The 24,531-nt window shown below is 64.4% G+C and carries 24 protein-coding genes; 15 read left to right on the top strand and 9 right to left on the bottom strand.

The features are described from left to right. The first annotated feature begins 19 nt into the window (after positions 1-19). The 7 genes from RBB42_RS06445 (at position 20) to RBB42_RS06415 (ending at position 6,806) form a co-directional block, all read left to right on the top strand. Positions 20-937, top strand: a complete 918-nt coding sequence (locus RBB42_RS06445; RefSeq protein ID WP_305968946.1) for a carbohydrate ABC transporter permease — start codon at positions 20-22, stop codon at positions 935-937. Next, positions 934-1,761, top strand: a complete 828-nt coding sequence (locus tag RBB42_RS06440; protein ID WP_305968947.1) for a carbohydrate ABC transporter permease — start codon at positions 934-936, stop codon at positions 1,759-1,761. Before RBB42_RS06445 ends, RBB42_RS06440 begins: the two co-directional genes overlap by 4 nt. 17 nt (positions 1,762-1,778) lie before the next feature. After that, positions 1,779-2,888: an ABC transporter ATP-binding protein gene (locus RBB42_RS06435; protein WP_305968948.1), complete on the top strand. Its 1,110-nt coding sequence runs from the start codon at positions 1,779-1,781 to the stop codon at positions 2,886-2,888. Positions 2,889-2,913: 25 nt separating this feature from the next. After that, positions 2,914-4,311 carry an aminotransferase gene (locus RBB42_RS06430; protein ID WP_305968949.1) on the top strand — a complete coding sequence of 466 codons (1,398 nt, stop codon included), beginning with the start codon at positions 2,914-2,916 and terminating at the stop codon, positions 4,309-4,311. Positions 4,312-4,332: 21 nt separating this feature from the next. After that, complete coding sequence (locus tag RBB42_RS06425; RefSeq protein ID WP_305968950.1) at positions 4,333-5,250, top strand: dihydrodipicolinate synthase family protein; 918 nt, start codon at positions 4,333-4,335, stop codon at positions 5,248-5,250. A 63-nt stretch (positions 5,251-5,313) separates the two neighbouring features. After that, positions 5,314-6,096 carry an SDR family oxidoreductase gene (locus RBB42_RS06420; RefSeq protein ID WP_305968951.1) on the top strand — a complete coding sequence of 261 codons (783 nt, stop codon included), beginning with the start codon at positions 5,314-5,316 and terminating at the stop codon, positions 6,094-6,096. After that, positions 6,096-6,806 (top strand): SDR family NAD(P)-dependent oxidoreductase, encoded by a 711-nt coding sequence (locus tag RBB42_RS06415; protein ID WP_305968952.1) that lies wholly within the window; start codon positions 6,096-6,098, stop codon positions 6,804-6,806. Before RBB42_RS06420 ends, RBB42_RS06415 begins: the two co-directional genes overlap by 1 nt. Positions 6,807-7,201: 395 nt before the next feature. Here the strand turns inward: RBB42_RS06415 and gcvPB are convergent, their stop codons facing one another. Genes gcvPB through RBB42_RS06400 form a run of 3 tightly spaced genes read right to left on the bottom strand, consistent with a single transcriptional unit; the run spans position 7,202 to position 11,221 of the window. Continuing rightward, on the bottom strand, positions 7,202-8,746 hold the full coding sequence (gcvPB, locus tag RBB42_RS06410) for an aminomethyl-transferring glycine dehydrogenase subunit GcvPB (protein ID WP_305968953.1): 1,545 nt from the start codon (positions 8,744-8,746) through the stop codon (positions 7,202-7,204). Beyond that, positions 8,743-10,122, bottom strand: coding sequence for an aminomethyl-transferring glycine dehydrogenase subunit GcvPA (gene gcvPA, locus RBB42_RS06405; RefSeq protein ID WP_305968954.1), 1,380 nt, complete (start codon positions 10,120-10,122; stop codon positions 8,743-8,745). The genes gcvPB and gcvPA overlap by 4 nt, the downstream gene beginning before the upstream one ends. A 22-nt stretch (positions 10,123-10,144) precedes the next feature. Then, positions 10,145-11,221: an ATP-NAD kinase family protein gene (locus RBB42_RS06400; RefSeq protein WP_305968955.1), complete on the bottom strand. Its 1,077-nt coding sequence runs from the start codon at positions 11,219-11,221 to the stop codon at positions 10,145-10,147. Positions 11,222-11,528: 307 nt separating this feature from the next. On the opposite strand from RBB42_RS06400, the gene repA reads away from it, so the two are divergent. The 3 genes from repA (at position 11,529) to repC (ending at position 15,077) form a co-directional block, all read left to right on the top strand. After that, the gene (repA, locus tag RBB42_RS06395) at positions 11,529-12,704 is read left to right on the top strand and encodes a plasmid partitioning protein RepA (protein WP_305968956.1); all 1,176 of its coding nucleotides are present in this window, start codon (positions 11,529-11,531) and stop codon (positions 12,702-12,704) included. Then, the gene (gene repB, locus RBB42_RS06390) at positions 12,704-13,708 is read left to right on the top strand and encodes a plasmid partitioning protein RepB (RefSeq protein WP_305968957.1); all 1,005 of its coding nucleotides are present in this window, start codon (positions 12,704-12,706) and stop codon (positions 13,706-13,708) included. Before repA ends, repB begins: the two co-directional genes overlap by 1 nt. 130 nt (positions 13,709-13,838) lie before the next feature. Further along, positions 13,839-15,077 (top strand): plasmid replication protein RepC, encoded by a 1,239-nt coding sequence (gene repC / locus RBB42_RS06385; RefSeq protein WP_305968958.1) that lies wholly within the window; start codon positions 13,839-13,841, stop codon positions 15,075-15,077. A 52-nt stretch (positions 15,078-15,129) separates the two neighbouring features. Here repC and RBB42_RS06380 read toward each other — a convergent pair whose 3' ends face one another. Beyond that, positions 15,130-16,719 (bottom strand): ABC transporter substrate-binding protein, encoded by a 1,590-nt coding sequence (locus tag RBB42_RS06380; RefSeq protein ID WP_305968959.1) that lies wholly within the window; start codon positions 16,717-16,719, stop codon positions 15,130-15,132. Positions 16,720-16,931: 212 nt separating this feature from the next. Between RBB42_RS06380 and RBB42_RS06375 the strand changes: the two genes are divergently transcribed. From RBB42_RS06375 to RBB42_RS06355, 5 genes are read left to right on the top strand one after another with little or no spacing between them, the layout of a single operon-like run. Next, positions 16,932-17,957, top strand: coding sequence for an ABC transporter permease (locus RBB42_RS06375; RefSeq protein WP_305968960.1), 1,026 nt, complete (start codon positions 16,932-16,934; stop codon positions 17,955-17,957). Beyond that, complete coding sequence (locus RBB42_RS06370; RefSeq protein ID WP_305968961.1) at positions 17,957-18,859, top strand: ABC transporter permease; 903 nt, start codon at positions 17,957-17,959, stop codon at positions 18,857-18,859. Before RBB42_RS06375 ends, RBB42_RS06370 begins: the two co-directional genes overlap by 1 nt. Next, positions 18,859-19,692 (top strand): ABC transporter ATP-binding protein, encoded by an 834-nt coding sequence (locus RBB42_RS06365; RefSeq protein WP_305968962.1) that lies wholly within the window; start codon positions 18,859-18,861, stop codon positions 19,690-19,692. Before RBB42_RS06370 ends, RBB42_RS06365 begins: the two co-directional genes overlap by 1 nt. After that, a complete protein-coding gene (locus RBB42_RS06360; RefSeq protein ID WP_305968963.1) occupies positions 19,689-20,447 on the top strand; it encodes an ABC transporter ATP-binding protein in 759 nt (252 codons plus the stop codon). Before RBB42_RS06365 ends, RBB42_RS06360 begins: the two co-directional genes overlap by 4 nt. A 60-nt stretch (positions 20,448-20,507) precedes the next feature. Beyond that, a complete protein-coding gene (locus RBB42_RS06355) occupies positions 20,508-21,104 on the top strand; it encodes a helix-turn-helix domain-containing protein (protein ID WP_305968964.1) in 597 nt (198 codons plus the stop codon). Here RBB42_RS06355 and RBB42_RS06350 read toward each other — a convergent pair. From RBB42_RS06350 to RBB42_RS06330, 5 genes are read right to left on the bottom strand one after another with little or no spacing between them, the layout of a single operon-like run. Beyond that, positions 21,084-21,566, bottom strand: a complete 483-nt coding sequence (locus tag RBB42_RS06350) for a GAF domain-containing protein (protein WP_305968965.1) — start codon at positions 21,564-21,566, stop codon at positions 21,084-21,086. The genes RBB42_RS06355 and RBB42_RS06350 overlap by 21 nt on opposite strands. Then, entirely contained in the window at positions 21,563-22,447 is an 885-nt protein-coding gene (locus RBB42_RS06345; RefSeq protein ID WP_305968966.1) for a polysaccharide deacetylase family protein, read from the bottom strand. Before RBB42_RS06345 ends, RBB42_RS06350 begins: the two co-directional genes overlap by 4 nt. Beyond that, positions 22,444-23,178, bottom strand: coding sequence for an amino acid ABC transporter ATP-binding protein (locus RBB42_RS06340; protein ID WP_305968967.1), 735 nt, complete (start codon positions 23,176-23,178; stop codon positions 22,444-22,446). Before RBB42_RS06340 ends, RBB42_RS06345 begins: the two co-directional genes overlap by 4 nt. Beyond that, positions 23,144-23,842: an amino acid ABC transporter permease gene (locus tag RBB42_RS06335; protein ID WP_305968968.1), complete on the bottom strand. Its 699-nt coding sequence runs from the start codon at positions 23,840-23,842 to the stop codon at positions 23,144-23,146. Before RBB42_RS06335 ends, RBB42_RS06340 begins: the two co-directional genes overlap by 35 nt. Further along, complete coding sequence (locus RBB42_RS06330) at positions 23,842-24,519, bottom strand: amino acid ABC transporter permease (RefSeq protein ID WP_305968969.1); 678 nt, start codon at positions 24,517-24,519, stop codon at positions 23,842-23,844. Before RBB42_RS06330 ends, RBB42_RS06335 begins: the two co-directional genes overlap by 1 nt. Between the last annotated feature and the right edge of the window lie 12 nt (positions 24,520-24,531).

The raw sequence follows: 24,531 nt of genomic DNA, 5'->3' as shown, positions 1-24,531 counted from the left end.
GATTTTGCCAGGACGCTTCATGACAGCCATCGCAACCAACATCCCCAAAAGCGCGACACCGCCGCTCGAACGTGCCTATGCGCGGCTCGGTGTGCTGCTGATCGCGCCCACCATCCTCGTCTTCAGCCTGGTGATCGTCTATCCGCTCTTGGCGGCGATCTACCTGTCGGTCTTCTCGATCTACACGCCCACGCTTCAGGGCGGCTTTGTCGGTGCGGACAACTACATAGAGCTGCTGACGGGCAAGGCCTTCTGGAACTCGCTCAAGGTCACGCTGATCTGGACGGTCGGCACGCTGACCCTGCAGATCGTCGCCGGAGTCGGCCTTGCGCTGCTCTTGCACCAGAACATCTGGTTCCGTTCGCTGGCGCGCAGCCTTGTCCTGTTTCCCTATTTCCTCTCCACCGTGGTTGCGGTGCTGGTCTGGAAATGGCTGTTCAACGACCTCTACGGCGCCCTGAACCAAGGGTTGATGCAGCTGGGCATCATCGACATGCCGCTGGACTGGCTGGGCTCGATGCCCAATGCCATGATCGGCGTGATCCTCGTGGGCGCGTGGAAGTTCTTTCCCTTCGTCGTGATCGCCGTGCTGGCGCGGCTGCAAACGATCCCGGAAAACCTCTACGAGGCCGCCCGCATCGACGGCGCCGGCCCCATCGCGCGCTTCTTTGACGTGACCCTGCCGCAGCTACGCTCCGTCCTGACGGTCATCATCCTCTTGCGCGCGATCTGGGACTTCAAGGAATTCGACCTGCTGTACCTGCTGACGGGCGGCGGTCCCGTGACCTCGACCCAGACCCTGTCGCTGCTGGTCTACCAGGAGGCGTTCGGCCTGAACCAGATGGGCCAAGCAGCGGCCTATTCGGTGGGCATGATGCTGGTGATGCTGGTCTTCATGGTGCTCTACATCCGCCAGACGAAGGAGAAAAACGCATGAAGCTGCTCCGCCCCGTCCTTCTGAACGTCATCACATGGGCGCTGGTCCTGCTGATCTCCTTCCCGCTGATCTGGATGATCGTCACCTCGATCAAGCCGCAGACGGAACTGTTCCGCATCCCGCCCACCTGGCTGCCCGAAACCGTCACCTTCGAACACTACTGGCGGCTGCTGTCGGAAACCTCCTTCCTGCTCTACTTCCGCAACTCGGTGGTGCTGGCCACGACGACCACGCTGTTTGTGGTCGCACTGGGGACGCTGGGCGCCTACAGCCTCGTGCGCTTTACCTATCGCGGGCGCGAAACGCTGGCCATGCTGGTGCTGTTCACCTACCTGCTGCCCTCCGTCGTGCTGATCATCCCGCTCTACCTGATGATGGTCTCGCTGGGTCTGTCGAACACGCTGTTCAGTCTGATCCTCGCGCACACCACCTTTGCCCTGCCCTACGCGCTGTGGCTGTTGCGCAGCTTCATGGAGGGCATCCCCGAGGACCTCGAAAACGCGGCCCTCGTCGATGGGGCCAGCCGGATGGGCGCCTTCCGTGACGTGATCTTTCCCCAGCTTCTGCCGGGCATCATCTCGACCGCGCTTTTCACCTTCATCCTGTCGTGGAACGAATACCTCTACGCCCTGGTGCTGGTGAACTCCGAGGCGGTTGCCCCCCTGACAACCGGCGTCATGTCCATGCTGATCTCGGCCTTCAACATCGAATGGTCCCTGCTGATGGCGGCCTCGGTGATGATGAGCATCCCCCTGATCGTCGTCTTCGCCTTCCTGCAAAGTTACCTGACCAGCGGCTTTGGTGCCGGCGGCGTCAAGGGCTGAAGAAAAAGGAGCCTGAATTGGCCAACGTAACCTTCCGAAACGTCCACAAAGCCTTCGGCACCTATGTCGCGCTGGAAAACCTGGACCTCGATATCCGCGACGGCGAATTCGTCGCCCTCCTGGGTCCGTCGGGATGTGGCAAGTCCACCACCCTGCGGATGCTGGCGGGCCTCGATTTCCCGACACGCGGCGAGATCCTGATCGGCGATCGCGTGGTCAACGACCTTGCCCCGGGCAAGCGCGACATCGCCATGGTGTTCCAAAGCTACGCGCTCTACCCGCATATGACCGTGGGCGAAAACATCGGCTACCCGCTGAAGAAACGCGGCATCAAGGGCCGTGCGCGCGAAGAGGCCGTGCAAAAGGCCGCCGCGCTTCTGCAACTGGAACCGCTCCTGGACCGCAAGCCGAAACAGCTGTCCGGCGGCCAGCAACAGCGCGTCGCGCTTGGCCGGGCCCTGGTGCGGGAACCGCAGGTGTTCCTGCTGGACGAACCCCTGTCCAACCTCGACGCCAAGCTTCGCAGCTACATGCGGGCCGAGCTGATCGAGCTGCACCGCAGGCTGGGCAAGACCATGGTCTACGTCACCCACGATCAGCTCGAGGCCATGACCATGGCCAGCCGCATCGCGGTGATGCACGCGGGCCTTGTCCAGCAATTCGACACCCCCGACGCGATCTACAACCGCCCCGCCAACCGCTTTGTCGCGGGCTTTATCGGCACCCCGCCGATGAACCAGATCGAAGGCGCGGTGGACGGCGGCGATTTCGTTGTTGCGGGCCACCGCATCCCCATCGACCGCACCGCATTCGTCGACAGCCTGCGCGACGGCCCCGCCGTTCTGGGCGTCCGCCCAGAGGCCATCACCATCGCCACCGGCGAGGGCCTGCCCGCCACCGTGCGGCTGGCCGAAAACACCGGCCATGAAACCATCGTCACGCTGGAACTGCCCGATCACAGCCGCATCGCCGCGCGGGTCGAGGCGGCGCGCCGCTTGGACGTCGGCCATAACGTGGCGCTGCGCTTTGATCCGGCGGCCATCCACCTTTTCGAGGCCACCGAGAACGGCGCCCGCCTCAACCGCGACGAAACCCCCGCGTCGGTGATCCCGATGCGGTCCAAGTGAACAAGAACAGGAAAGGAGGCCGGGCATGAGCGACACCCGCGATCAGGACAGACGCTTTGTCTTTCACCCCTTCAGCATGGCGCAAACGCACGAACAGAGCGGCGCGCAGATGATGGCGCAAAGCGCCGAGGGCTGCTGGATCACCGACGACAGCGGCAAGCGCTACCTGGATGCGATGGCGGGCCTGTGGTGCGTCAACCTGGGCTACGGCCGCGACCGTATCGCCGATGCCATGGCCGATCAGGCGCGCAAGCTGTCCTATTTCCACGGCTTCAGCTCGATGGCGACCGAACCCGCCGCGATCCTTGCCGAACGGGTGATCGAAAAGGCGCCCAAGGGCTTTTCCAAGGTCTTCTTCGGCGCCTCCGGCTCGGACGCCAATGACACGCAGGCCAAGCTGGTCTGGTACTACAACAACGCCCGCGGCCTGCCGAAAAAGAAAAAGATCATCGCCCGTGACCGCGGCTATCACGGCGTCACCGTCCTGTCCGGCGGCCTGACCGGCCTGCCGGGGCTGCACGCGGGCTTTGACCTGCCGCTGCCGATGATCCGCCACGTCTCGGCCCCGCATAACATCTGGACCCGCCTGGCCGACGAGGATGACGCGGCCTTCTCCGCCCGGCTGGCACAGGAACTGGACGATCTGATCGTCGCCGAAGGCCCCGACACCGTCGGCGCCTTCATCGCCGAACCGGTCATGGGCGCGGGCGGCGTGATCGTCCCGCCACAGGGCTATTTCCCAGCCATCCGCGAGGTGCTGGACCGTCACGATGTCCTGCTGATCGCCGACGAGGTGATCTGCGGCTTTGGCCGTCTCGGCACATGGTTTGGCAGCGAAGCGATGGAGATGACGCCTGACCTGATGTCCGTCGCCAAGGGCATCAGCTCTGGCTATGCCCCGCTGTCCGGCGTCCTTGTCGGCGACAAGGTCTGGCAAGTGATCTCGGGCGAGGCCGCCGCCAAATACGGCGCCTTCGGCCACGGCTACACCTATACCGCGCATCCCGTCATGGCCGCCGCCGCGCTGGCCAATCTCGACATCCTCGAAGAGGAAAACCTTGTCGACCGCGCGGGCCGCATGGGCACCTACATGAACGAAGCGCTGGCCAAGGCCTTTGGCGACCTGCCCATCGTCGCCGAGGTGCGCGGCAAGGGCCTGATGGCTGCCGTCGAATTTGCCCGCCCCACTCGTGAGGGCTGGCAGAAATTCGATCCCGCGCTTCAGGTCGGCCCGCGCATCATCCGCGCCGCCCTTCAGGACGGGGTCATCTCACGCGCCCTGCCCAACGGCGACGCGATCAGCTTTTCGCCGCCCTTCACCATCACGCCGGAAGAGATCGACCTTGCCGTCTCGACCGTCCGCAAGGCCGCCCAATCGGTCTGCGACGCGCTGCGCGCCGAAGACGCGCTGGCGCCCCTTTAATATTTTTCGAGGATTGTTCCAGTGGACAGAAACTCCATCACCTGGTCCGGCGCCATGCCCGCCATCACCACCCCCTTCACCAAGGGGGATGAGGTCGATCACGACTCGCTGGCCGCCAACATCCGCCGCCTCATGCAGCAGGGTGCAACCGGCGTCGTCGCCGCAGGCTGTACCGGCGAATTCTGGGCCCTGCGCCCCGAAGAGCGGCGCGCCGTCTATGCCACCGCGCGCACCGCGGTCGGCAAGAAGGGCACCGCCATCGTCGGCGCTGCGGGCATCACTCCGCGCGACGTGATCGCCGCCATGCAGGACGCCGCCACCGAAGGCGCCGACGCCGCCCTGGTCATGCCGCCTTTCTTCGCCCATCTCAGCCGGGCAGAGATCGTCGCGCATTTCCGCACAATCTCGGACGCCGCCCCCCTGCCGGTCATGCTGTACAACATCCCCGGAAACGCCGGCAACGCGCTGACGCCGGAGATCGTCGATGAACTGGCCGACCTGGAAAACGTCGTGGCGATCAAGGAAAGCTCGGGCGACTGGCTCAATTTCCACAAGACGCTGGCCCGCGTCGGCGACCGGATTAAGGTCTTCTGCGGTCCGTCCTCGACCATCGGCGTGCCTGCCATGCTGGCGCAATGCGACGGGCTGGTGGATTGTTTCCCCAACGTCTGGACCGCGCTGCTGGATGTCTGGCCGATGATCCAGCGCGGCGAATACGAACAGGCGTGGTTGCTGCAAAGCCGCGCGCAAGACCTGACCAACCTCTTCATCACCGAGGGCCGCACGCTTTATCCCGCGACCAAGGCCGCGATGGACTACCTGGGCTTGCCCGGCGGCGGTGCCCCGCGCGCGCCCCTGCAACCGCTCACCGGAGAGGCGCTGGCCGGTCTGCACCGCGGGCTGGACCGCATCCTCGACGTGACGGACGACGCCGCCTGAACCGCATTGATCCCGGCGCGAAACTCGCGCCACAAGACAAAAAAGACCAAGGAAGGAACACCCATGGATCTGGGTTTGAAGGGCCGCCGCGCCATCCTCAGCGCCGCCAGCAAGGGACTGGGCCGCGCCTGCGCCTTTTCGCTCGCCGCCGAGGGCGTTGACCTCGTGCTGAACGCCCGCAGCGCCGATGCGCTGGAAGCCACGGCAGAGGAAATCCGCAGCGCGCATGGCGTGAACGTCACCACCGTCGCCGCAGATTTCAACTCGGCCGAGGGCCGCGCCGAACTGCTGGCCAAGGGCGACGGCGCCGACATCCTCGTGACCAACCCCGGCATCCGCCAGATCCCCGGAGAATACGAGGACTGGACCCGCGCCGACTGGGACGAATGGTTCAACGCGCATTTCTTCTCCTCGCTGGAGATGATCACCGGCGTCCTGCCCGGCATGCGCGAACGCAAGTTCGGCCGCATCGTCAACATCTCGGTCAGCTTCATCAAGTTTCCGCAGCCGCATTTCGCCCACAGCCACAGCGCCCGCCTTGCGCTGTCCGGGGCCATCGCCTCGCTGGTCAAGGAAACCGTGCGCGACAACGTGACGATCAACACCGTCTGCCCGGGCTTCTTCGACACCGACGCGCTGCACACCAATCTCCACAACCACGCCCGGCGCGGCAACACCACCTACGAGGCGATCGTCGAAAACCGCATCCAGAGCGTCCCGGCAGGCCGCTTTGCCGATCCCAGCGAATGCGGGGATCTCGTGGCCTTCCTCTGCTCGGCACAGGCGGGCTTCATCGTCGGTCAGAACATCATCAACGACGGCGGCGTCTACCAGGGCCTGTTCTGATGAGCCGGATCGTCATGATCTCTGGCGGTGCGCGGGGCCTCGGCGCCGCCATCACCGCCCGCTGCCTTGCGGACGGACACCGCGTCTCGGTCGGTCTGCGCCAGCCCGAAAAGCTGGCCGCCGCCTTCCCCGACGCCGACCCCGACCAGTTGCACGCGCACCCCTTCGACGCCGACGCGCCCGACACCGCGCAAGCCTGGGTCGATGCCACAGTGGCGCAGATGGGCGCGCCCGACGCGCTGATCAACAACGCCGGCATCCTGAAAATGGTCGATTTCACCCGCGGCACAGAGGCCGACCTCGACGATCTCTGGACGGTCAACGTCAAGGCCCCCTTCCGCCTGATCCGCGCCGCCCTGCCCCACCTCAAGGCGTCAGGCCGGGGCCGCGTCGTGTCGATCGCCTCGACCGATGCCAAACGCTACCGCGACCCGACCGCCTCACTCGGCTACGTGATGACCAAGGGCGCGCTCCTGTCGATGACACAGGCGGTCCGCTTCCAGGGCTGGGACGAGGGCCTGCGCGGCACCGCCGTCTGCCCCGGCGCCATCGACACAGAGATGATCGCCGACATCCCCGGCGTCACCCCCAAGGACAAGCGCCTGAAACCGGCGGACGTGGCTGAGATCGTCTCGATGGTCCTGTCGCTGCCCAACCAGGCCAGCCTGCCGGAAATCGTCGTCAACACCAGGCTCGAAGCCTTCATCTGACCTTCTTGCAGATCTCCGCTTCGGTAAGTTGTTTTCATACCGAAGCGGAACGTCACGACCGTCAAGACCACGCTCAGCTTTGCCGCCCTTCGACGCCGCCTTCAGCGGTCAGAGGAAAGCGTCAACTTACGCATTCGCTTCACCCAAAGGTGGCCCAGGACTGCCGCGCCATTCCCTCGGGACGCCGCGGTGTGATCTGCGTCACCGTGAATGACGAACGCATACGGTACTCACCCACCTGATGGCATGGCAGGCGCGCATCGGGACGCGCTGCCCCGGTCTTCTTTTCTCCGAAAATACTCCGGGGATTTTCAAGGGGCAGCGCCCCTTGAAGGCCCGCGTGGCCTGAACGCAAACCGACCAGCGCGCCGACAGGCGCACCGGCGTCGAAACGCCTACTCCGCCGCCATCTTCTTCAGATGCTTGCGCTCATAGGCACGCCAGGTCGTCGCCCAGACCGCCGGATCGTCCAGTGCCGAGGTCAGCGCCTTGATCGGCCCGTTATGCGGCGCGGTCTTGACCAGCTCCGCATCCGCGTAGGCCTCGCCGATCACATGTTCCAGCACGTCGATCCAGTAGTCGATGTCCTCTTTCGACCACAGCTCGCCCGCCTCCGGCGTGAACGGTTCCGCCACCAGCCAGGGTTCATGGCTCAGCCACAGCGCGTCGATGCCGAAATCCGTCATCCGGTTGGAGATCTCGAAAACGGTACAACCGGTGTCCGCCGTCACCTGTTCCACCGAATGGCGCGTCATCTCCATGCGGGGCGCGTCGATCCCAGGGTTCGACCGCCTCACGCCCTTGGCCTGACCCAGGCGCCAGTCCATGTAATTGTTGGACAGCACCGAAATATCCGCCGCCTCGCGCAGCCCCTCGGCCCCCATCGCGCGGGCCCAGGCATAGGCTTTCATCACCTGCGGGGCATTGCCCCAGAACTCGCGCACGCGGCCGATGCTCTGCGGGCGATCCTCGTCCAGCTTGTAGCTGTCGCCCTCCTTCACCACCACGGGCGCGGGCAAAAACGGCACAAGGTGTTCGGCACAGCCATAGGCCCCCACGGCCGGCCCGCCGCCGCCCTTGGGCGCGCCGAATGTCTTGTGCAGCATGTACATGCAGGCATCAAAACCCAGTTCCCGCGCCCGCAATCGGCTCATCACACCGTTGAAATTGGCATGATCGTAGAAACACAGTCCCCCGGCCTCATGCACGATCCGCACCCATTCCTTTATGTCCGGGTTGTAGATCCCCATGTCGTCGGGGTTGTTGACCATCAAGGCCGCCGTGCGCGGGCCGACGACGGACTTCAGCTGATCGATCGAGGGATAGCCGTTCTCTTCCAGAGACAGCGTGATCACCTCGAACCCCGCCGTGTTTGCCGTGGCGGGCGAACAGGGGTGCGTCTGGATCGTGGTGATGATCTGGTCACGCTGCTGCAATTCACCGCGGCTGGCGTGATAGGCCCGCGTCACGCAGGCATGGGTATAGGCCGCGTCCGCGCCGCCGCCCGCCTGAAAGACAAACTGGTCCATGCCGCTGACTTCGCACAGGAAATCGCTGAAGTTGTCATACAGCTCCAGCACACCCTGCAGCGTCTCCGCCTCCTGCAGCGGGTGCAGGTTCTTCAGATGCTCCAGCGTCGCGCGTTCACCGATGCGCGGGTTGTATTTCATCGTGCAGGTGCCGAACAGTGACACGCCCATCATGCCCAGGCACATCTGCGACAGGTGCAGGTAGTGACGCAGCGCGTCGTGCTCTGTCACCTCCGGCAGCGCCGGGGCCGTCTTGCGCGCGGCCTTGCCCGGCAGCGCGGGCGCGGGCGCGTCTTCGAAGACCACGCCGCGACGCCCCGTCCCGGTCATTTCCATCACCACGGGCTCCGACCACTTGGCCGAATGAAAACCCTTGGATTGCTTGAGATAATCCTTGATCGGAGCGGTCATTGAATGGCCTCCTTCACGGCTGCGACCAGCCGGTCGATATCTTCCTGGGTATGTACTTCGGTCACGCAAAGCAGCATGGCATTGCCCGCGATCCCCGGCTCTCCGGTCAGATCCTTGCCGCCAAGGATGCCCGCCGCGCGCTGCGCCGCGTTGACCTCTGCCACCGGCTTGTCGAACGTGGCGACGAATTCCTTGAACACCGGGCGCGACAGGTCGACCGCCACGCCCTCCAGCGCATTCAGCGCCTCCGCCGCAGCCTTGGCGCGCGCCATGATCAACCGGCCCACCTCGGCAAAGCCCTCCGGCCCCATCGCGGCCATGTAGGCGGCATTGGCCAGCGACCACAGGTAGGTGGAATTGCCGGTCCAGTCCTTGCCCTCGTCCCGCATCCCGTAGGACGACTGATGGAACAGCGTCAGGCCAAAGCCGAACTCCCCCGGCTCCCGCGTCTCGGAAATCGAGATGTTCAACGTGTTGTATTCGCGCGCGTAACGCTCATCATCGGGCGAGGCGATAAAGCCCCCTACCCCGCCGCCCGCGTACATATGCACTCCCAGGGGCTGCGTCGGGCCGACGGCAATCGTCGCCCCATAGGCGCCCGGCGCCTCCAGAAGGCCCAGCGACAGCGGATCAACCCCGACAATCGCCTCGGCCCCCGCCTCGCGCGCCAGCGTACACAACTCACCCGGATCGGCGTCGATCACACCAAGGTAGCCGGGCGTCTCGAAATACAGCGCCGCCGCACCCTCCAGCTTGGCCTTCAGATTCGTGCGGTCGATGCAGCCATCCGCACCTACGGCGACGGTCACGATCTCGATATGCCGCGCCATTTCCGTGGGTTCGCAATAGGTTTCCAGCACCATCCGGCGCTCGGGGTCCATGACCGCAGGCACAACCACCTTGCGCCGCCCGGTCATCCGGCTGGCCATGCGCACCGCGTGACCCACGGCGCAGCCCCACGAGTAGACCGGCAGGCCGACGAAATCCATTTCCACCAGCGCGCCGATCTGGCTGGTGAACTCGAACCAAGCCTGGTTGCGCCCGTGGTCCGAGGTCGGCGAGCCGAACACGGACGTCTGCCATTCATAGCGCCCCACCACCTCGTCGCAGATCGCCGGCACGTAATGCGGCCAGGCCCCCGCGCCGCGGAAACAGGACCCCTCGGCAAAGACCGTGTTCTTGGCCATCAGATCGTCCAGATGCCGCGAAAGCGCCACCTCCGACGACAATTGCGGCGGCAGTTCCAAAGGCCGCGTCATGCGGTGATCCTCGGGGATCTGCGCAAACAGCGACTCGACATCGTTCTCCCCCAGCGCGGCCAGCATTTCCTGCTTGGCCGATCCGCCGGAATTCGCCATCCATGGATGCGCTTTCATCGTCCTCTCCTGTTCTTCGTTGCTATGCGACCACGCGCATCACCTGCTTGCGTCCCGGCCCGGTCATCACCGGCCAATACCCGGCCAGTTCCGCGTCCAGACCGGGATCGCCGGTGTCGATGGTCAATTCACTCGGGGTCAGCGCGGCCAGCTTGTCCGGCCCGCAGATCACGTCGATGGGCGGCAGGCCCGCCGCCCGCAGCACCCGGGCCGAGATCTGCTGGTTGCCGCGGCCCAGGACAAAGCCCTGCCCGCCGACCACCGTCAGCACGATCCGCACCGGACGCCCGACCATCCTTGTCATAAGTGCCGTTTCATCCAGATCCCGCGCCGTGATGAGCCCGCCTTCGGCGAGGTCCACGCCCAGCAGGCTGCCGCCGCCCAGACGGTCCTTCAGCGCCATCATCGTCGCCCCCGGGCCCAGCACATAGACCGTGTCCTCGCGCATTCCGGCGACATAGGCGGCCAGGGCCGCGTCCACCTCTCCGACCATGTCGGTGTTTCCCGCCTTCGGGTTCTGTCGCGCCCCCTGCCCGTCCAGCGGCGTCCGCGCCACGGTGTACAGGCGCGCCGACAGCCGCCCCGCCCGCCGCGCCGCTTCGTCCAGGTCCAGGATCTCGACCATTTCGGTCCGCCTGCGGGCGTCATTCAGGAACCCGGCGGCAAGCTGCCCCGCCCGCTCGGGCGAGCGCGCAAAGACGCCCGAGTGCATTTTCACCCCGCAGGGAATGCCAAGGATCGGGATGCCACCGTCGTTCGCCGCGCAGATGTCCCGCGCCGTGCCATCGCCCCCGGCGAACAGGATCAGGTCCACCTCGCCCTGCATGGCGGCGACCGCCGCGTGCGTATCCTCGGCCGTTTGGGTCAGGTCACCCGGCCCCACGGGCCGTGTGCCCTCGGGCACCTGCGGCCCGGCCAGCACCTCGGCGGTGCAGGCCTGGCGAAAGGCGGTCAGCGCCCGGTCGGCCCGCAGCGGAGCCAGCGGTGCGCGGCCTTCCGCGCGGGCGCGCGCGGCAATATCGGGCTCATCGCTGCCCTTTCGGGCCATCGCGCCGCCCAATCCCGCCACCGGGTTGATCACCAATCCCAGTCGCGCCATGCCGCTTTGCCCAATCTACGCACTTTTGTTCGCATAATGAAACACTGCCGAATCCCTCCGACTCGCGCAAGCGGAAAAATCCGGCCGCCCCGTGCCAAGACCCCCGGCGCTCTGGACTCGACCCGGAATCCGCCTCACGATCCTGCTGCGACCCCGTGTTTCTTGTGGAAAGCGCGCAGTTATCCACAAGATGGGGATAAAAGGGCTTGCTCGAATCCCAGAATGTCGGCATCTAATTACGCCATAAACCGAAAAACACGCCGCGAAGCGTAACAACAGGCGGCGAATAACAAGGCTAACGGCGGTTATGGGCAGTCAGGACAGAATCGATACGCTTGTCGGCATCCATGCCGAGAAACTTTCCGAACGGTTGCAGGCGCATCGCGCCCAGCTGTTCCCCCCGCACGCGCGCAAGCAGCTGCGCAAGTTCACCAGTGGCGAGGTCGCCGCCCTTCTGGGGGTCAAGGACGCCTACCTGCGCAAGCTCAGCCTCGACGACAAGGGGCCCAAGCCGGAAACCGGACCGGGGGGCCGCCGGCTCTACACGGCAGAGGATATCGTCGGCCTGCGCCAGTACCTCGAACAGGGCGCCAAGGCCCCTGGCACCTACCTGCCCGGCCGGCGCGAAGGCGATCACCTTCAGGTCATCACCGTCATCAACTTCAAGGGCGGCTCGGGCAAGACCACGACCTCGGCCCACCTTGCGCAGAAATGTGCGCTGGACGGCTATCGCGTGCTGGCGGTGGACCTTGACCCGCAGGCCTCGCTCTCTGCCTTGCACGGCTATCAGCCGGAATTCGACCTGATGGACGGCGGCACGCTCTATGACGCGATCCGCTATGACGATCCGGTGCCCCTGCGCGACGTGATCCAGCGCAGCTATTACCCCTCGCTCGACATCGTGCCCGGCAACCTCGACCTCATGGAGTTCGAGCATGACACCCCCCGCGCGATCCTGAACCGCGACGGAGACACCTTCTTTACCCGCATCGGCGCGGTCTTGGCGCAGGTGGCCGACGATTATGACATCGTGGTCATGGACTGCCCGCCACAACTGGGCTTTCTGACCATGTCGGCCCTGTCGGCGGCGACCGCCGTTCTGGTCACGGTCCATCCGCAGATGCTGGACGTCATGTCCATGTGCCAGTTCCTGCTGATGACCTCGAACCTGCTGTCGGTGGTGGCAGAGGCGGGCGGCGACATGTCCTATGACTGGCTACGTTATGTTATAACACGCTACGAGCCCGGCGACGGCCCGCAGAACCAGATGGTCAGCTTCATGCGATCGATGTTCGGCGAACATGTCCTGAACCACCCGGTGCTGAAATCCACCGCGATTTCCGACGCCGGCATCACCAAGCAGACGCTATACGAGGTCGAGCGCAGCCAGTTCACCCGCTCCACCTATGACCGGGCCCGCGAAAGCCTTGATGCGGTGAACGGTGAAATCCAGGAGCTCATCCAGAAAGCATGGGGGCGCTGATGGCACGCAAGAACCTGTTGCAAGGTCTGATGGATCAGGCCAAGTCCGAGCCCCCTGCCCCGGAAGAGCCACAGCAGCGCGCGCCCCGCTATGCCAAGGGCGCGATCGGCGCCGTATCGCAATCCATCGCCGATCTCAAAAGCCGTTCGGTGGTGGAACTGGATCCCAACACCATTATCGAAGGCGGCTTGAGCGACCGCGTCGAACATGACGAGGCAGAACACGCCACGTTGATGGAATCGATCCGCACCTATGGCCAGCAGGTCCCGGTGCTGGTCCGCCCCGATCCGCAGGATTCCGAGCGCTACCGCATCGTTTACGGCCGCCGCCGGGTATTGGCGCTGCGCGACCTTGGCCTGCCGGTCAAGGCGATGATCCGCGATCTGGACGACCGCGAGGCGATTCTCGCGCAGGGCCAGGAGAACTCGGCCCGGCGCGATCTGTCCTTTATCGAAAAGGCGAACTTTGCCCGGCAAATGGTCGAGGCCGGCTATGACCGCAAGATCATCGCCGACGCGCTGACCACCGACAAGACACTGATCTCACGCCTCTTGCAGGTGGCAGAATCCGTCCCAGTCGAGATCATCGAACACATCGGTGCAGCCCCCTCCGTCGGTCGTGATCGCTGGCTCAGCTTCGCCACCCGGTGGACCGAGCAGGAGATCCAGCCCGACCAGGGGATCGAGATGCTGGACGTCTACGCCTGCGACAAGTCCGACGATCGTTTCGATGCGCTCTTTGCCTGGCTGGAAAAGCGGGAAAAGCAGCTCAAGGGCGGCAAGCCGGTTCCGCTGGCCGACAGCCCCCCTGCCCCGGCCGCCGAAAAGCGCGCGTTGACCCGGCCGGATGGCAAACGCCTGGGACAGATCACCCGCAAGGGCGACAAGCTGCGGATCGACCTGACCGGGAAATCGGCGCAGGGCTTCGACACATGGCTTGAGGACAACATTGAAAGGCTTCACCGCGACTGGCTTGCCAATCGCGACGAAGACGGCCGCAGCTAAGCGTCCGACGAGCAGAAAACGAGCAAGAATACAGGAGGCACGACCCGGCAAGGACAAAAAAGAAAAGCCCCCCAGAACGCATTCCGGAAGGCTTCCCTGTTATGTAGCAATCTCAAGGTAGCCCCAACAGTTGACAGCTGTCAACGGCGGTTTCGTGAAACCGGGCGGGAAATCTTTGCCCCGTGAAAATTTAATGGAACGAGTCACACTGACGCCCTTTGGGCGTGGGCCGGTTTCTGCTGGCCAACTGCTGGAGGCGCTTGATCGCACCGCCACGGAACAGACACCTGTGCCCAAATGGCAGGTCTTTCGCCATCTCACCACCGCCCGCCATGCCTATGGCTTGTCGGATCGGGATCTGGTCGTGCTGAATGCCATGCTGACCTTCCTGCCCTCGGATGAGCTTGACCCGGACAATGGGCTTATCGTCTTTCCGTCGAACGCCACGCTATCGTCCCGCGCCCACGGAATGCCGGAAAGCACCCTGCGGCGGCATGTGGCCAAGCTGGTGCAATCCGGCGTGATCCACCGGCACGACAGCCCCAACGGCAAGCGCTACGCACGGCGGGACCGCAGCGGCACGATCCGGCGGGCGTTCGGGTTTGACCTGTCGCCCTTGCTGGCCAAGGCACAGGAGATCGCCTCGGCCGCCCGGGAAGCCGAGGAAGCCGCCGAACAGTTGAAGCTCTTGCGCGAAACCTGCGTGCTGATGTTGCGCGACGTTGCGGGCCTGTCAGCCCTAGTGCGCACCCAAGGGGATGAAATTGCAGACCGCCTGATCCTTGCGCAACGCGTGTTGCGCCGGAAGCCGCAGCGCGACGTCCTGATGGATCTTTTGCAGGAGCTCGGTGAACTGAAAGCGCATCTGCAACAACTTTTGCCGCGTGAAGAGCCCATCGAAGACCAGAACACGACCGAACAAACAGAAGAAGTGAGCGGCACAGACCCCGAAAATGAGCGGCACCAATATAGTTCAAAAAAAGATACCGATATTTCTGAAAGGCCGGTTGCCGCAAAACCGGTTGGCCCGGCGCTGAGCCTCGACCTGATTGCGGATGCCTGCCCAGAAATCGAAGTCTATGAGCCGGAGGTGTTCAGATCATGGCATGGGTTGACCAGAGCTGCACAGCTGGCCGCAAAGATGATGGGGATTTCAACGGAAACCTGGGCTGAAGCCTGTGAAAGCATGGGTCCGGAACAGGCGGCAACGACGGTTGCCTGTATCCTGCAACGCTTTGACAGGATCCGATCGCCGGGGGCGTATCTGAGGCACCTGTCCATGAAAGCGCGGGCGCATCTGTTCACGCCGTTGCCGATGGTTCTGGCCCTGTTGACAGCTGTCAACCAACACGATGCCAAGGCCGGATGAAAAAACCGCGGCCCGAGGACCGCGGTTAACAAGGCGTTCGCTACGTTAAGGATCAGTTCTTTTCGACGAGACGATAGAACACGAGGTCTGAGCTGGCGCCATGGACATAGCCGTCGACATCATCATCCATGCCGACCTGCAACGTGGCCTGGAACATGATGACGAAGGGCGCCTTGACCTGAACGTCCTTTTGCAGGCTCAGGTACATCTCTTCGCGCTTTGCCGGATCGCTTTCGGTCAGCGCGGCCATGGTCCGTTCGTTCATCTCTTTGCTGACAGCCCATGCGTTGCGCCAAGTGGTGGTCGAGGCATAACCGTCGTCCGAATTGTCCTTGTTATAGGCGAATGCCTTGGCATTCGAATGGGGATCGTTGAAGTCCGGCCCCCAGTACAGCATGATCGCCTCATGTTCGCGGGCGCGGTACTTGGTGATGATCGCAGCGGTCGTACCGGGAACGATATCGAAATTGATATCTGCCTCGGCAAAGCTGGCCTGGATCGACTGCGCCACATCAGTGAAGGGCGCAAAATTGAAGACGTCCATTTCCACGTTGATCGGCAGGTCTACACCGGCATCCGCCAGGATCTGCTTGGCCTTTTCCGGATCATAAGAGAACGGCGTGTCTTCCAGCGCGCCGGGGAAACCCTTGGGCCAGAACGCCTGGTGCACGTCCATCTGACCCTTGAGCAGGGTGCTGGTCAGACCTTCGTAGTCGATCAGGTAACGCGAGGCTTCCCAGAGGGCCTCATGTTGAAGGGCAGGGACCTTCTGGTTGAAAGAGATGAAGTGGATCGCGGCCTGCGGATAGACGCCAACCTTGAACCCGTCCTCGGGCAGGGCGGCGATCTGTTCCGGGGTCATGTTGCGCGCGATGTCCACATCGCCCTGTTCCAGCAAGAGCTGCTGGGTCGCGGCCTCTGCCACGTGGCGGATGATGATCTGCTGCATCTTCGGCGCGCCCTTGTAGTAGTCGGGGTTCGCCACCAGCCGCAGCATTTCCGCCGGGCGGTACATCTGCATCGAGAAGGCACCGGAGCCCGCCGAATTTGTGTTCAGCCAGGCGTTGCCCATGTCACCGTCGACCTCGTTAGCCATGACAAGTTGACTGTCGACAATCGAGGCGGGGCGGGCGGCCAGCACGTTCATCACGAAGGCCGGTGAGAAGTCGCCCGCGTATTTCAAGGTGACGGTGTTGCCTTCGCCGGAAACCATCTCTTCGACATTCTCGGCGGTCCAGCCAAGCTGTGTCAGGATGAAGGCGGGGTTCTTGTTCAGCGCGACGACGCGCTTGAAGCTGTAGACCACATCGGCCGCGGTGACCGGATTGCCGGAGTGAAAGCTGACGCCATCGCGCAGGGTAAAGGTGATGGTGCGGTTTTCGGCGTCGATCTCCCACGACTCGGCCAGACCGCCGACCAGTTCCGTGGTATCCTCGGCATCGTATTGCACGAGACGGTCATAGACATTGGCCATGTATTCCGACGAGGTGAATTCATAGGCCTGCGCCGGATCCAGCGCGACGATGTCGTCGATGTTCTGCGCCACGACAAGGACATTGGGCGGCGTATCGGCAAGGGCCGGGGCGCCCAGCAAGGCCAGCGCGGTCAGGGCGGCAGTGACGTGCCGTATTGGGGATTTCATGAGGTGACCTCCTGTTGAACGAATGGGCCGCGCTTTTGATGCGGCTGCTGTTTTCACGGGCGCCGGTTTGTCCGGTGCTCGTAAAATATTTTTACTGTAAGCAGATTGATCTTTACATTAAAAGAACTTTTGTTCGTAATGCGTACATTCTGGCATCTAAACAGAGGGAGAGCGCGGTTTTGTCGGGAAATCTGTCCGAACCTGCCCATTCCATGACCGAAAGAGGTATGGATCTGGCCGCCGGCGTGCTGCGTTTCGCGGCGGTCACGGCGCTGACCTTTCTCGGGCTCTTGGCGATCACGTTTTTCATCGGGCGAGTCGTCCCGATTGACCCGGTGGTGGCCGTTGTGGGCGACCGCGCCACGCAGGAGGTCTACGAGGCGACGCGGCAGGCGCTGGGGCTGGACAGGCCGTTGCTGGTGCAGTTCGGCATCTATGTGCGCGACGTGCTGACCGGGGACCTGGGCGTGTCGCTGACCACCGGGCGGCCGGTGGTCGAGGACCTGGCGCGGTTCTTTCCGGCGACGGTGGAAATGGCGACTGCGGGCATCCTGATCGGCGTGCTGCTGGGCGTGCCGATGGGGGTGATCGCCGCCGCGCGGGCGGGCAGCTGGCTGGATCAGGTGATCCGGGTGCTGGGACTGCTTGGCTATTCGGTGCCGGCCTTCTGGATGGGGCTTGTCGGGCTGGCGGTGTTCTATGCGGGCCTCGGCTGGGTCGCGGGGCCGGGGCGGATCGACATTTTCTATGACGGCCTGGTGCCGACGGTGACGGGGCTGTTGACGGTGGATGCGCTGCTGGCCGGGGATTGGACGATCTTCGGCAACGCGGTGTCGCATCTGATCCTGCCGGCCGCGATCCTCGGGTTTTTCAGCCTTGCCTATATCGCGCGGATGACGCGCAGTTTCATGCTGGATCAACTAGCGCAGGAGTTCGTGACCACGGCGCGCGTCAAGGGCGTCAGCGAATGGGCGGTGATCTGGAAGCACGCGTTTTACCCGATCCGGGTGCAGCTGGTGACGGTGATCGGCCTCAGCTATGCGGTGCTGCTGGAAGGGTCGGTCATGGTCGAGATCGTGTTCAGCTGGCCCGGGATCGGCAACTACCTGACCACCGCGCTGTTGCGGGCGGACATGGCGGCGGTGCTGGGGGCGACGATCCTGATCGGGACGGTGTTCATCGTGATCAACCGGCTGTCGGACCTGCTTTACCGCGTCTTTGACCCGAGGAGCCGCTGATGTCTGTGCTGGATTGGTTGACGGATGATGCGCCGGCGTCGCGGCTTCAGGCGCAGGCGGGGCAGGCATGGTCCATCGCGCGGGCCTTTGCCCGGAACCCCTTGGCAATGCTGGGGGCGGTGATCATCGGGGCGCTGGTCTTTGTCGCGGTGTTCGCGCCGTGGCTGGCACCTTATTCGCCGGTGGGGCAGGACCTTGGGTCGCGGCTGTTGCCGCCTTCGGCGGAGCATTGGCTGGGCACGGATGAGCTGGGCCGCGATATCTACAGCCGTATCCTGTATGGCGCGCGGATCACGCTGGTGATCGTGGTCATGGTGGCGCTGATCTCTGCCCCCTTGGGGCTGTTGATCGGGGCTGTGGCGGGCTATTTCGGCGGCTGGGTGGACCGGGTGCTGATGGCGCTGACGGATGTGTTCCTGTCTTTGCCGAAACTGATCATGGCGCTGGCCTTTGTCGCGGCCTTGGGCGCGGGGTTGCAGAATGCGATCATCGCCATCGCGGTGACGGCCTGGCCCGCCTATGCGCGGATCGCCCGGGCCGAGACGCTGACGTTCCGGAATGCCGAGTTCATCGCCGCGGTGCGCCTGCAAGGCGCGTCACATCTGCGGGTGATCGGGCTGCACGTGGTGCCGCTGTGCCTGTCGTCGACGATCATCCGGGTGACGCTCGACATGGCGGGGATCATTCTGACCGCCGCCGGATTGGGCTTTCTGGGCCTTGGCGCGCAGCCGCCCTTGCCGGAGTGGGGGGCAATGATCTCTCGCGGGCGGTCGTTCATCCTGGATCAATGGTGGGTGGCGACGATGCCGGGCTTTGCCATCATCATCGTGTCGCTGGGTTTCTGTTTCCTGGGCGACGGGCTGCGCGACGTGCTGGACCCGAAACAGAGGGAGGGCCGCTGATGCCGCCGCTGCTGGAGTTGAAGAACCTTCGGGTGAGTTTTCCCGGTCCGCGCGGTCCGGTCGAGGTGGTGCGGGGCGTGTCCTTTGACCTTGGGCGCGAACGGCTGGGCATCGTGGGCGAAAGCGGGTCGGGCAAGTCGCTGACAGGGCGGTCGATCCTGCGGCTGCTGCGCCCGCCGGCCAAGGTCAGTGTGGATCACCTGCGGTTTGACGGGCAGGACCTGATGGCGATGAGCGACCGGCAGATGCGGGCAGTCCGGGGCGCGCGGATCAGCATGGTGATGCAGGACCCGCGCTATTCGCTGAACCCGGTGATGACCGTGGGCGCCCAGATCGCCGAGGCGCTGCGGGTGCACGAACGCATCCCGCGTCGCGCGGTGCGGGCGCGGGTGCTGGACATGCTGGAGAAAGTGCGCATCCACGATCCTGAACACGTCATGCGCCTGTATCCGCACGAGGTGTCGGGCGGGATGGGGCAGCGGGTGATGATCGCGATGATGCTGATCCCGAAGCCGGACATCCTGATCGCCGATGAACCGACCAGCGCGCTGGACGTCAGCGTGCAGGCGCAGGTTCTGGACCTGATCGAGGAAATGATCGCCGAGAATGGTATGGGGCTGATCCTGATCAGCCACGACCTGGACCTTGTGGCGCGCTATTGCGACCGGGTTCTGGTGATGAACCGGGGCGAGGTGGTCGAGGAATTGCAGGCAGGCGCGCTGCATTCGGCGCAGCATCCCTATACGCGCGGGCTGCTGGAGTCGGTGCCGCGCATGAACGAGACGCGGCGCTTTCTGCCGGTCATGGACCGGGTAGCGGGGATGGGCACATGAGCGCGCTGAACATCGAGAACCTCTTTGTCCGCTACGGCACCAAGGACGTGGTGCAGGACGTGTCGATCCGGGTGGGGCAGGGCGAAAGCTATGCCCTTGTGGGGGAAAGCGGATCGGGGAAATCCACGATCCTGCGTGCGGTCGTGGGCATGGCCAGCGACTGGCGAGGGACGATCCAGGTGGACGGCCAACCGCGCAGCGCGATGGGGCAGGGGGCCTTTGCCCGTCATTGCCAGATGGTGTTTCAGGATCCTTTCGCCTCTCTACATCCGCGCCGGACGGTGGATGCCACCCTGTCCGAACCGCTGCGCATCCACGGCATTGGCGATCATGCCGACAGGGTGGTCGAGATGATGCGGTCGGTCGGGTTGGACCCGCGCTACCGGTTCCGTTTTCCGCACCAGTTGTCCGGCGGACAACGACAGCGGGTGGCGATTGCGCGGGCGCTGATGCTGGACCCCAAGCTGCTGTTGCTGGACGAACCGACCAGCGCGCTGGATGTCAGCGTGCAGGCCGAGATCCTGAACCTGTTGGTGCGGCTGCGCGAGGACCGCGGACTGACCTATGTCTTGGTGACCCACGCCTTGCCGGTGGTCAGCTTCCTGTGCGACCGGCTGGGCGTGCTGCACAAGGGCGGGCTTGTCGAAGAGGCGGATGTGTCGGTGCTGCGCAGCGGGGCCTTTCAACAGCCCTATGCGCGTGACCTTTATGCCGCGAGCCTGGGCGCCGGGGACCGGACACGCCGTGCCGGGTAAGTCTTTCTTTCGGCGGATGTTCGGTCATGCCATGTTGCGGGCAGGACAGGAGGGACAAGGTTGGACGCATGGACCGAAGGCACTGAGATGTGGATCGGCAACATGATCCGTGCGCGGCGACAGAAGCTGGACCTGACCTTGCAGGAAGTGTCGGAGGCGGCGGGGATTTCGACCGGCTACCTGAGCCTGATCGAGCGGGACAAGGCGACGCCCACGCTGACCACGCTGTCGCGGATCGCGGCGGCGCTGGGGGTGGGGATCGACGCCTTTGTCGGCAAGCCGCAACCCGCCGATTGCATCACGCGGGCGGGCGAGCGGCCGCAGTTCCTGCTGGGCTCGACGCTGGTGCGCTATGAACGGCTGGGCGCGGTGTTTCCGGGGTCCGAACTGTCCTGTTTCGTCATGACCATCGACCCCGGCTATCGGTCTGAATCGACCGGGCACGGCGGCGAGGAAACCTTTTACGTGCTGTCCGGTCGGCTGGAATTCACGCTGGACGGCCTGCGGATGGAACTGTCCGCCGGGGACAGCGCGCATTACGACTCCACCCGCGATCACGCCTGGGCCAACCCCTACGAGGAAACCGCGCAGGTGCTGTGGACGGGAACGATAGACCTGTTCGGGGACCGGGGCGGATCAGAGCAGCGGGCCGAGTGAGCGCGCCTTGTCATAGGCGGCATGGGCGGGACTGGTGAGCGTTTCTTCGGTCAGGGTGACGCGATCGGGCGTGTAATGCTGTTCGGCGTGCAGGATGTTCATGGTCGCCACCAGTTGCCCGTCCTGCCAGATCGGCAGGTTGATGACGGACCCGCAGCCCAGTTTCCCGATCAGGTCCGCATCGGGAAAGACCGTGTCGATCTCTGCCAGGGTGTTGGCGACAAAGGTCTTTCCCTGCCCGTGGACATGATCCAGCCAGCGGTTTGGCGTGATCTCCTTGGTTCCGGCGGCGGGGTAGTTGACCGGGTCCGAGCTATAGGCGCGGCGGGCCAGCATGGCGTCCATGTCGACGGTCATGATGGTGAAGAGTTTTGCGCCGACGGTGGATTGCACGAGGTCTTGCAGGGCTTTCCACGCGGCGTCCTGCGTGGTGGCGGCGGCGAGGTCGGTGTTGAATGTCATGTCAGTCCTTGGGCGCAGTGGCGGGCGATGTCGGCATGGGTGGCGATCCAGACGTCGCCGGTTTCGCGGGCATGGGTCAGAAGCCGGTCGAGAATGGCGATGCGCGACCGGTAGCCGATGACAAAGGGATGCATGACCAGTTGGCACAACCCGCCCTCGGCGCGGGCGCCGTCAAGTTCGGCGAGGAAGACCTCTGTCACCTGGTCCGGCGTCAGGGTGGGGCGCGTCGGCGGGGTGCGGTTGTAGAGCAGGTAGACCGCATCGTCGCGGTTCCAGTCCACGGGCAGTTCGATCAGGCCGGTGGGGGTGCCTTGGGTGATCAGTTCATAAGGGTCGTCATCGGCCATCATGCTGGAATCGTAGAGGAACCCGGCCTCTGCCACGAGGCGGATGGTGTCGTCTGACAGGTCCCAATGGGCGGCGCGGTGGCCTATGGGGCGCTGGCCGGTGATCTGCTCCAGCGTGTTGCAGGACCGGGCGAGGGACTCGGCCTCTTCCTCGGGGGTCAACGTGCCGTTGACCTCGTGGATCCAGCCGTGCACGCCGATCTCGTGGCCCTCGGCCACGATGCGGCGGGGCTCATCCGGGTCGATCAGGGCGGAAACGGCGGGGATGAAAAAGCTGGCCTGCGCATCGTGGCGCGCCAGCGTGTCCAGGATGCGCGGCACGCCTTTGCGGCGGCCGTATTCGCCCCAGGCGAGGCGACCCACGGCGCTGCGTCCGCCACCCATCTCAAAGGTCTCGTGGTCGCAGTCGAAGGACAGGGCCAGCGCGGCCTTGGCCCCGTTGGGCCAGGGCGGGCAGAGGCGGCGCCCGGCGCGGACGGTGTTCACACGTTCGCGCCAGTGGCTTTCGGGCCAGTGGTAGGGGTATTCGGTCATCGCAGGACCTTGCCGAAAAAGTCGCGGGCGCGGTCGCTCTTGGGAGTGTCGAAAATGGCGGCCGGGGGGCCGGCCTCGACCACCTTGCCGGCGTCCATGAAGACGACCTTGGACGAGACCTCTCGGACGAAGGCCATTTCGTGGCTGACCAGCAGCATGGTCATCCCTTCGGAGGCGAGGCGGCGGATGGCATCCAGAACCTCGTTCACCAGTTCGGGGTCCAGCGCCGAGGTGACCTCATCCAGCAGCAGGATTTCCGGCTTCAGCGCCAGCGCGCGGGCGATGGCGACGCGCTGTTGCTGGCCGCCCGACAGTTCATCGGGGTAGGCGTGGGCCTTGTGATCCATGCCGACGAGCTTGAGCAGGTCCATCGCCTCGGCCTCGACCTCGGCGCGTTTGCGGCCCTTCACCTTGGTCGGAGCAAGCGAGACGTTGCGCAGCACGGTCATGTTCTGGAACAGGTTGTACTGCTGGAACACGATGGCCATGCGGTCGCGGGCGGCCTTGACCGCGCGGGGGGCTGCGTAGTCGATGCTGGTGCCGTCCACCTCGACGCTGCCCGCCGTGACAGGCGTCAACCCGACCAGCGCCCGCAGGACGGTGGATTTGCCCGAGCCGGAGGGGCCCACCAGCGAGACGACCTCGCCCCGGTCGACCTTGAAATCTATCCCGTGTAGGACGGCCAGCTTGCCGTAGTTAGCGTGAATGTCGTTGACCGCGAGGTGTGGCAAGTCGTTTCTCCAGGTATTGGCCGAGGAGGCTCAGCGGGAAGGACATCAGGAAGTAGCAGAAGGCGATGGTGCCAAAGACCAGCACGCCGGAATATCCTTGGTTGTTCAGTTCCTTGCCGCGAAAGGTCAGTTCAAAGACGCCGATCTGGCTGACCAGCGCGGTGTCCTTGATGAAGCTGACGGCAAAGGCGATGGCGGGCGGGATGATGACCGGCAGGGCCTGCGGCAGGACACACAGGCGCATGGTTTGAAAGCGGGACAGGTTCATGGCCTGCGCCGCCTCGATCTGGGTCTTCGGGACGCTTTCGATGCCGCCGCGGATGATGTCGGCGGTGTAGGCGATGGCGTAGATGCAGATCGAGATCACCGCGATGGAAAACAGCGAGACATCCGAGGCGACCGTCTGGATGAAGAACAGCACCAAGTAGATGACCACCAGGAAGGGGATGCGCCGGAACACCTCGACATAAGCGATGCATGCCACCCGCAGCGGCAGCGCCCAGAGGCCGGGCGTGGTCCGCAGGTAGACCAGCACCAGCGCAAGGCCGAAGCCGATCAGGCAGCCCAGCAGGGTCATGGCCAGCGTCAGTCCGGCGCTTTCGGCCAGCAGGGCGATGTTCTTCCAGGTGAAGAAGTCGGGGAATTGGGCAAGGATACGCTCCATCAGAAGATCCTTGCCTTGACGCGAAAGGCCCAGCGGCCCAGCAGCGCCAGCCCGATGGAGGCGATGAAGGTCAGGACCACATACATCAGGGCGACCACGGTGAAATATTCCAGCCAGCGGTAGTTCACGGTCGACAGGTTGATCGCCTGCCCGGTCAGCTCATCCACGCCGATGACGGCCCCGACGGATGTGCCCATGACAAGGATCACGATGAAGAAATTGGCCAGCGCCGGGTAGATCGACTTGGCGATGTGGGGGACGACGATGTAGCGGATGCGCTGGGGCAGGGACATGCCCATGGTTTCTCCGGCCTCCATTTCCGTGGCGCGGACCGACAGGAAGCCGGCGCGCAGGATCATCGTCAGGTAGGCGCCCGCGTTCAGCGTCAGGCCGATCAACACGCAGGCCTCGTTCGACCAGCGGATGCCGAATTCCGGCAGGCCGAAATACAGGAAATAGATCTGGATCAGAGCAGGCGTGTTGGTGATGAAGATCACGAAGGCCTGAACCAGCCAGCGGATCGGGCGCGGCGCAAAGCTGAGGCAGGCGGCACCGACAAGGCCGATCAGGCACCCGCAGGTGAAGGCGAAGACGCCCAGTTGCAGCGTCAGCCACGCACCGCTCAGCAGTTCGTCGAAGTTGCGCCAGACGACGTTGAATTGAAAATTGTAGTCCATGCGGGTTTATGG

This window comes from Mameliella sp. MMSF_3455, assembly GCF_030733205.1.
Taxonomy (GTDB): Bacteria; Pseudomonadota; Alphaproteobacteria; order Rhodobacterales; family Rhodobacteraceae; genus Antarctobacter.
The sequence above is the reverse complement of the archived record's forward strand: the minus strand, read 5'-3'. Positions and strand labels throughout refer to the sequence as shown.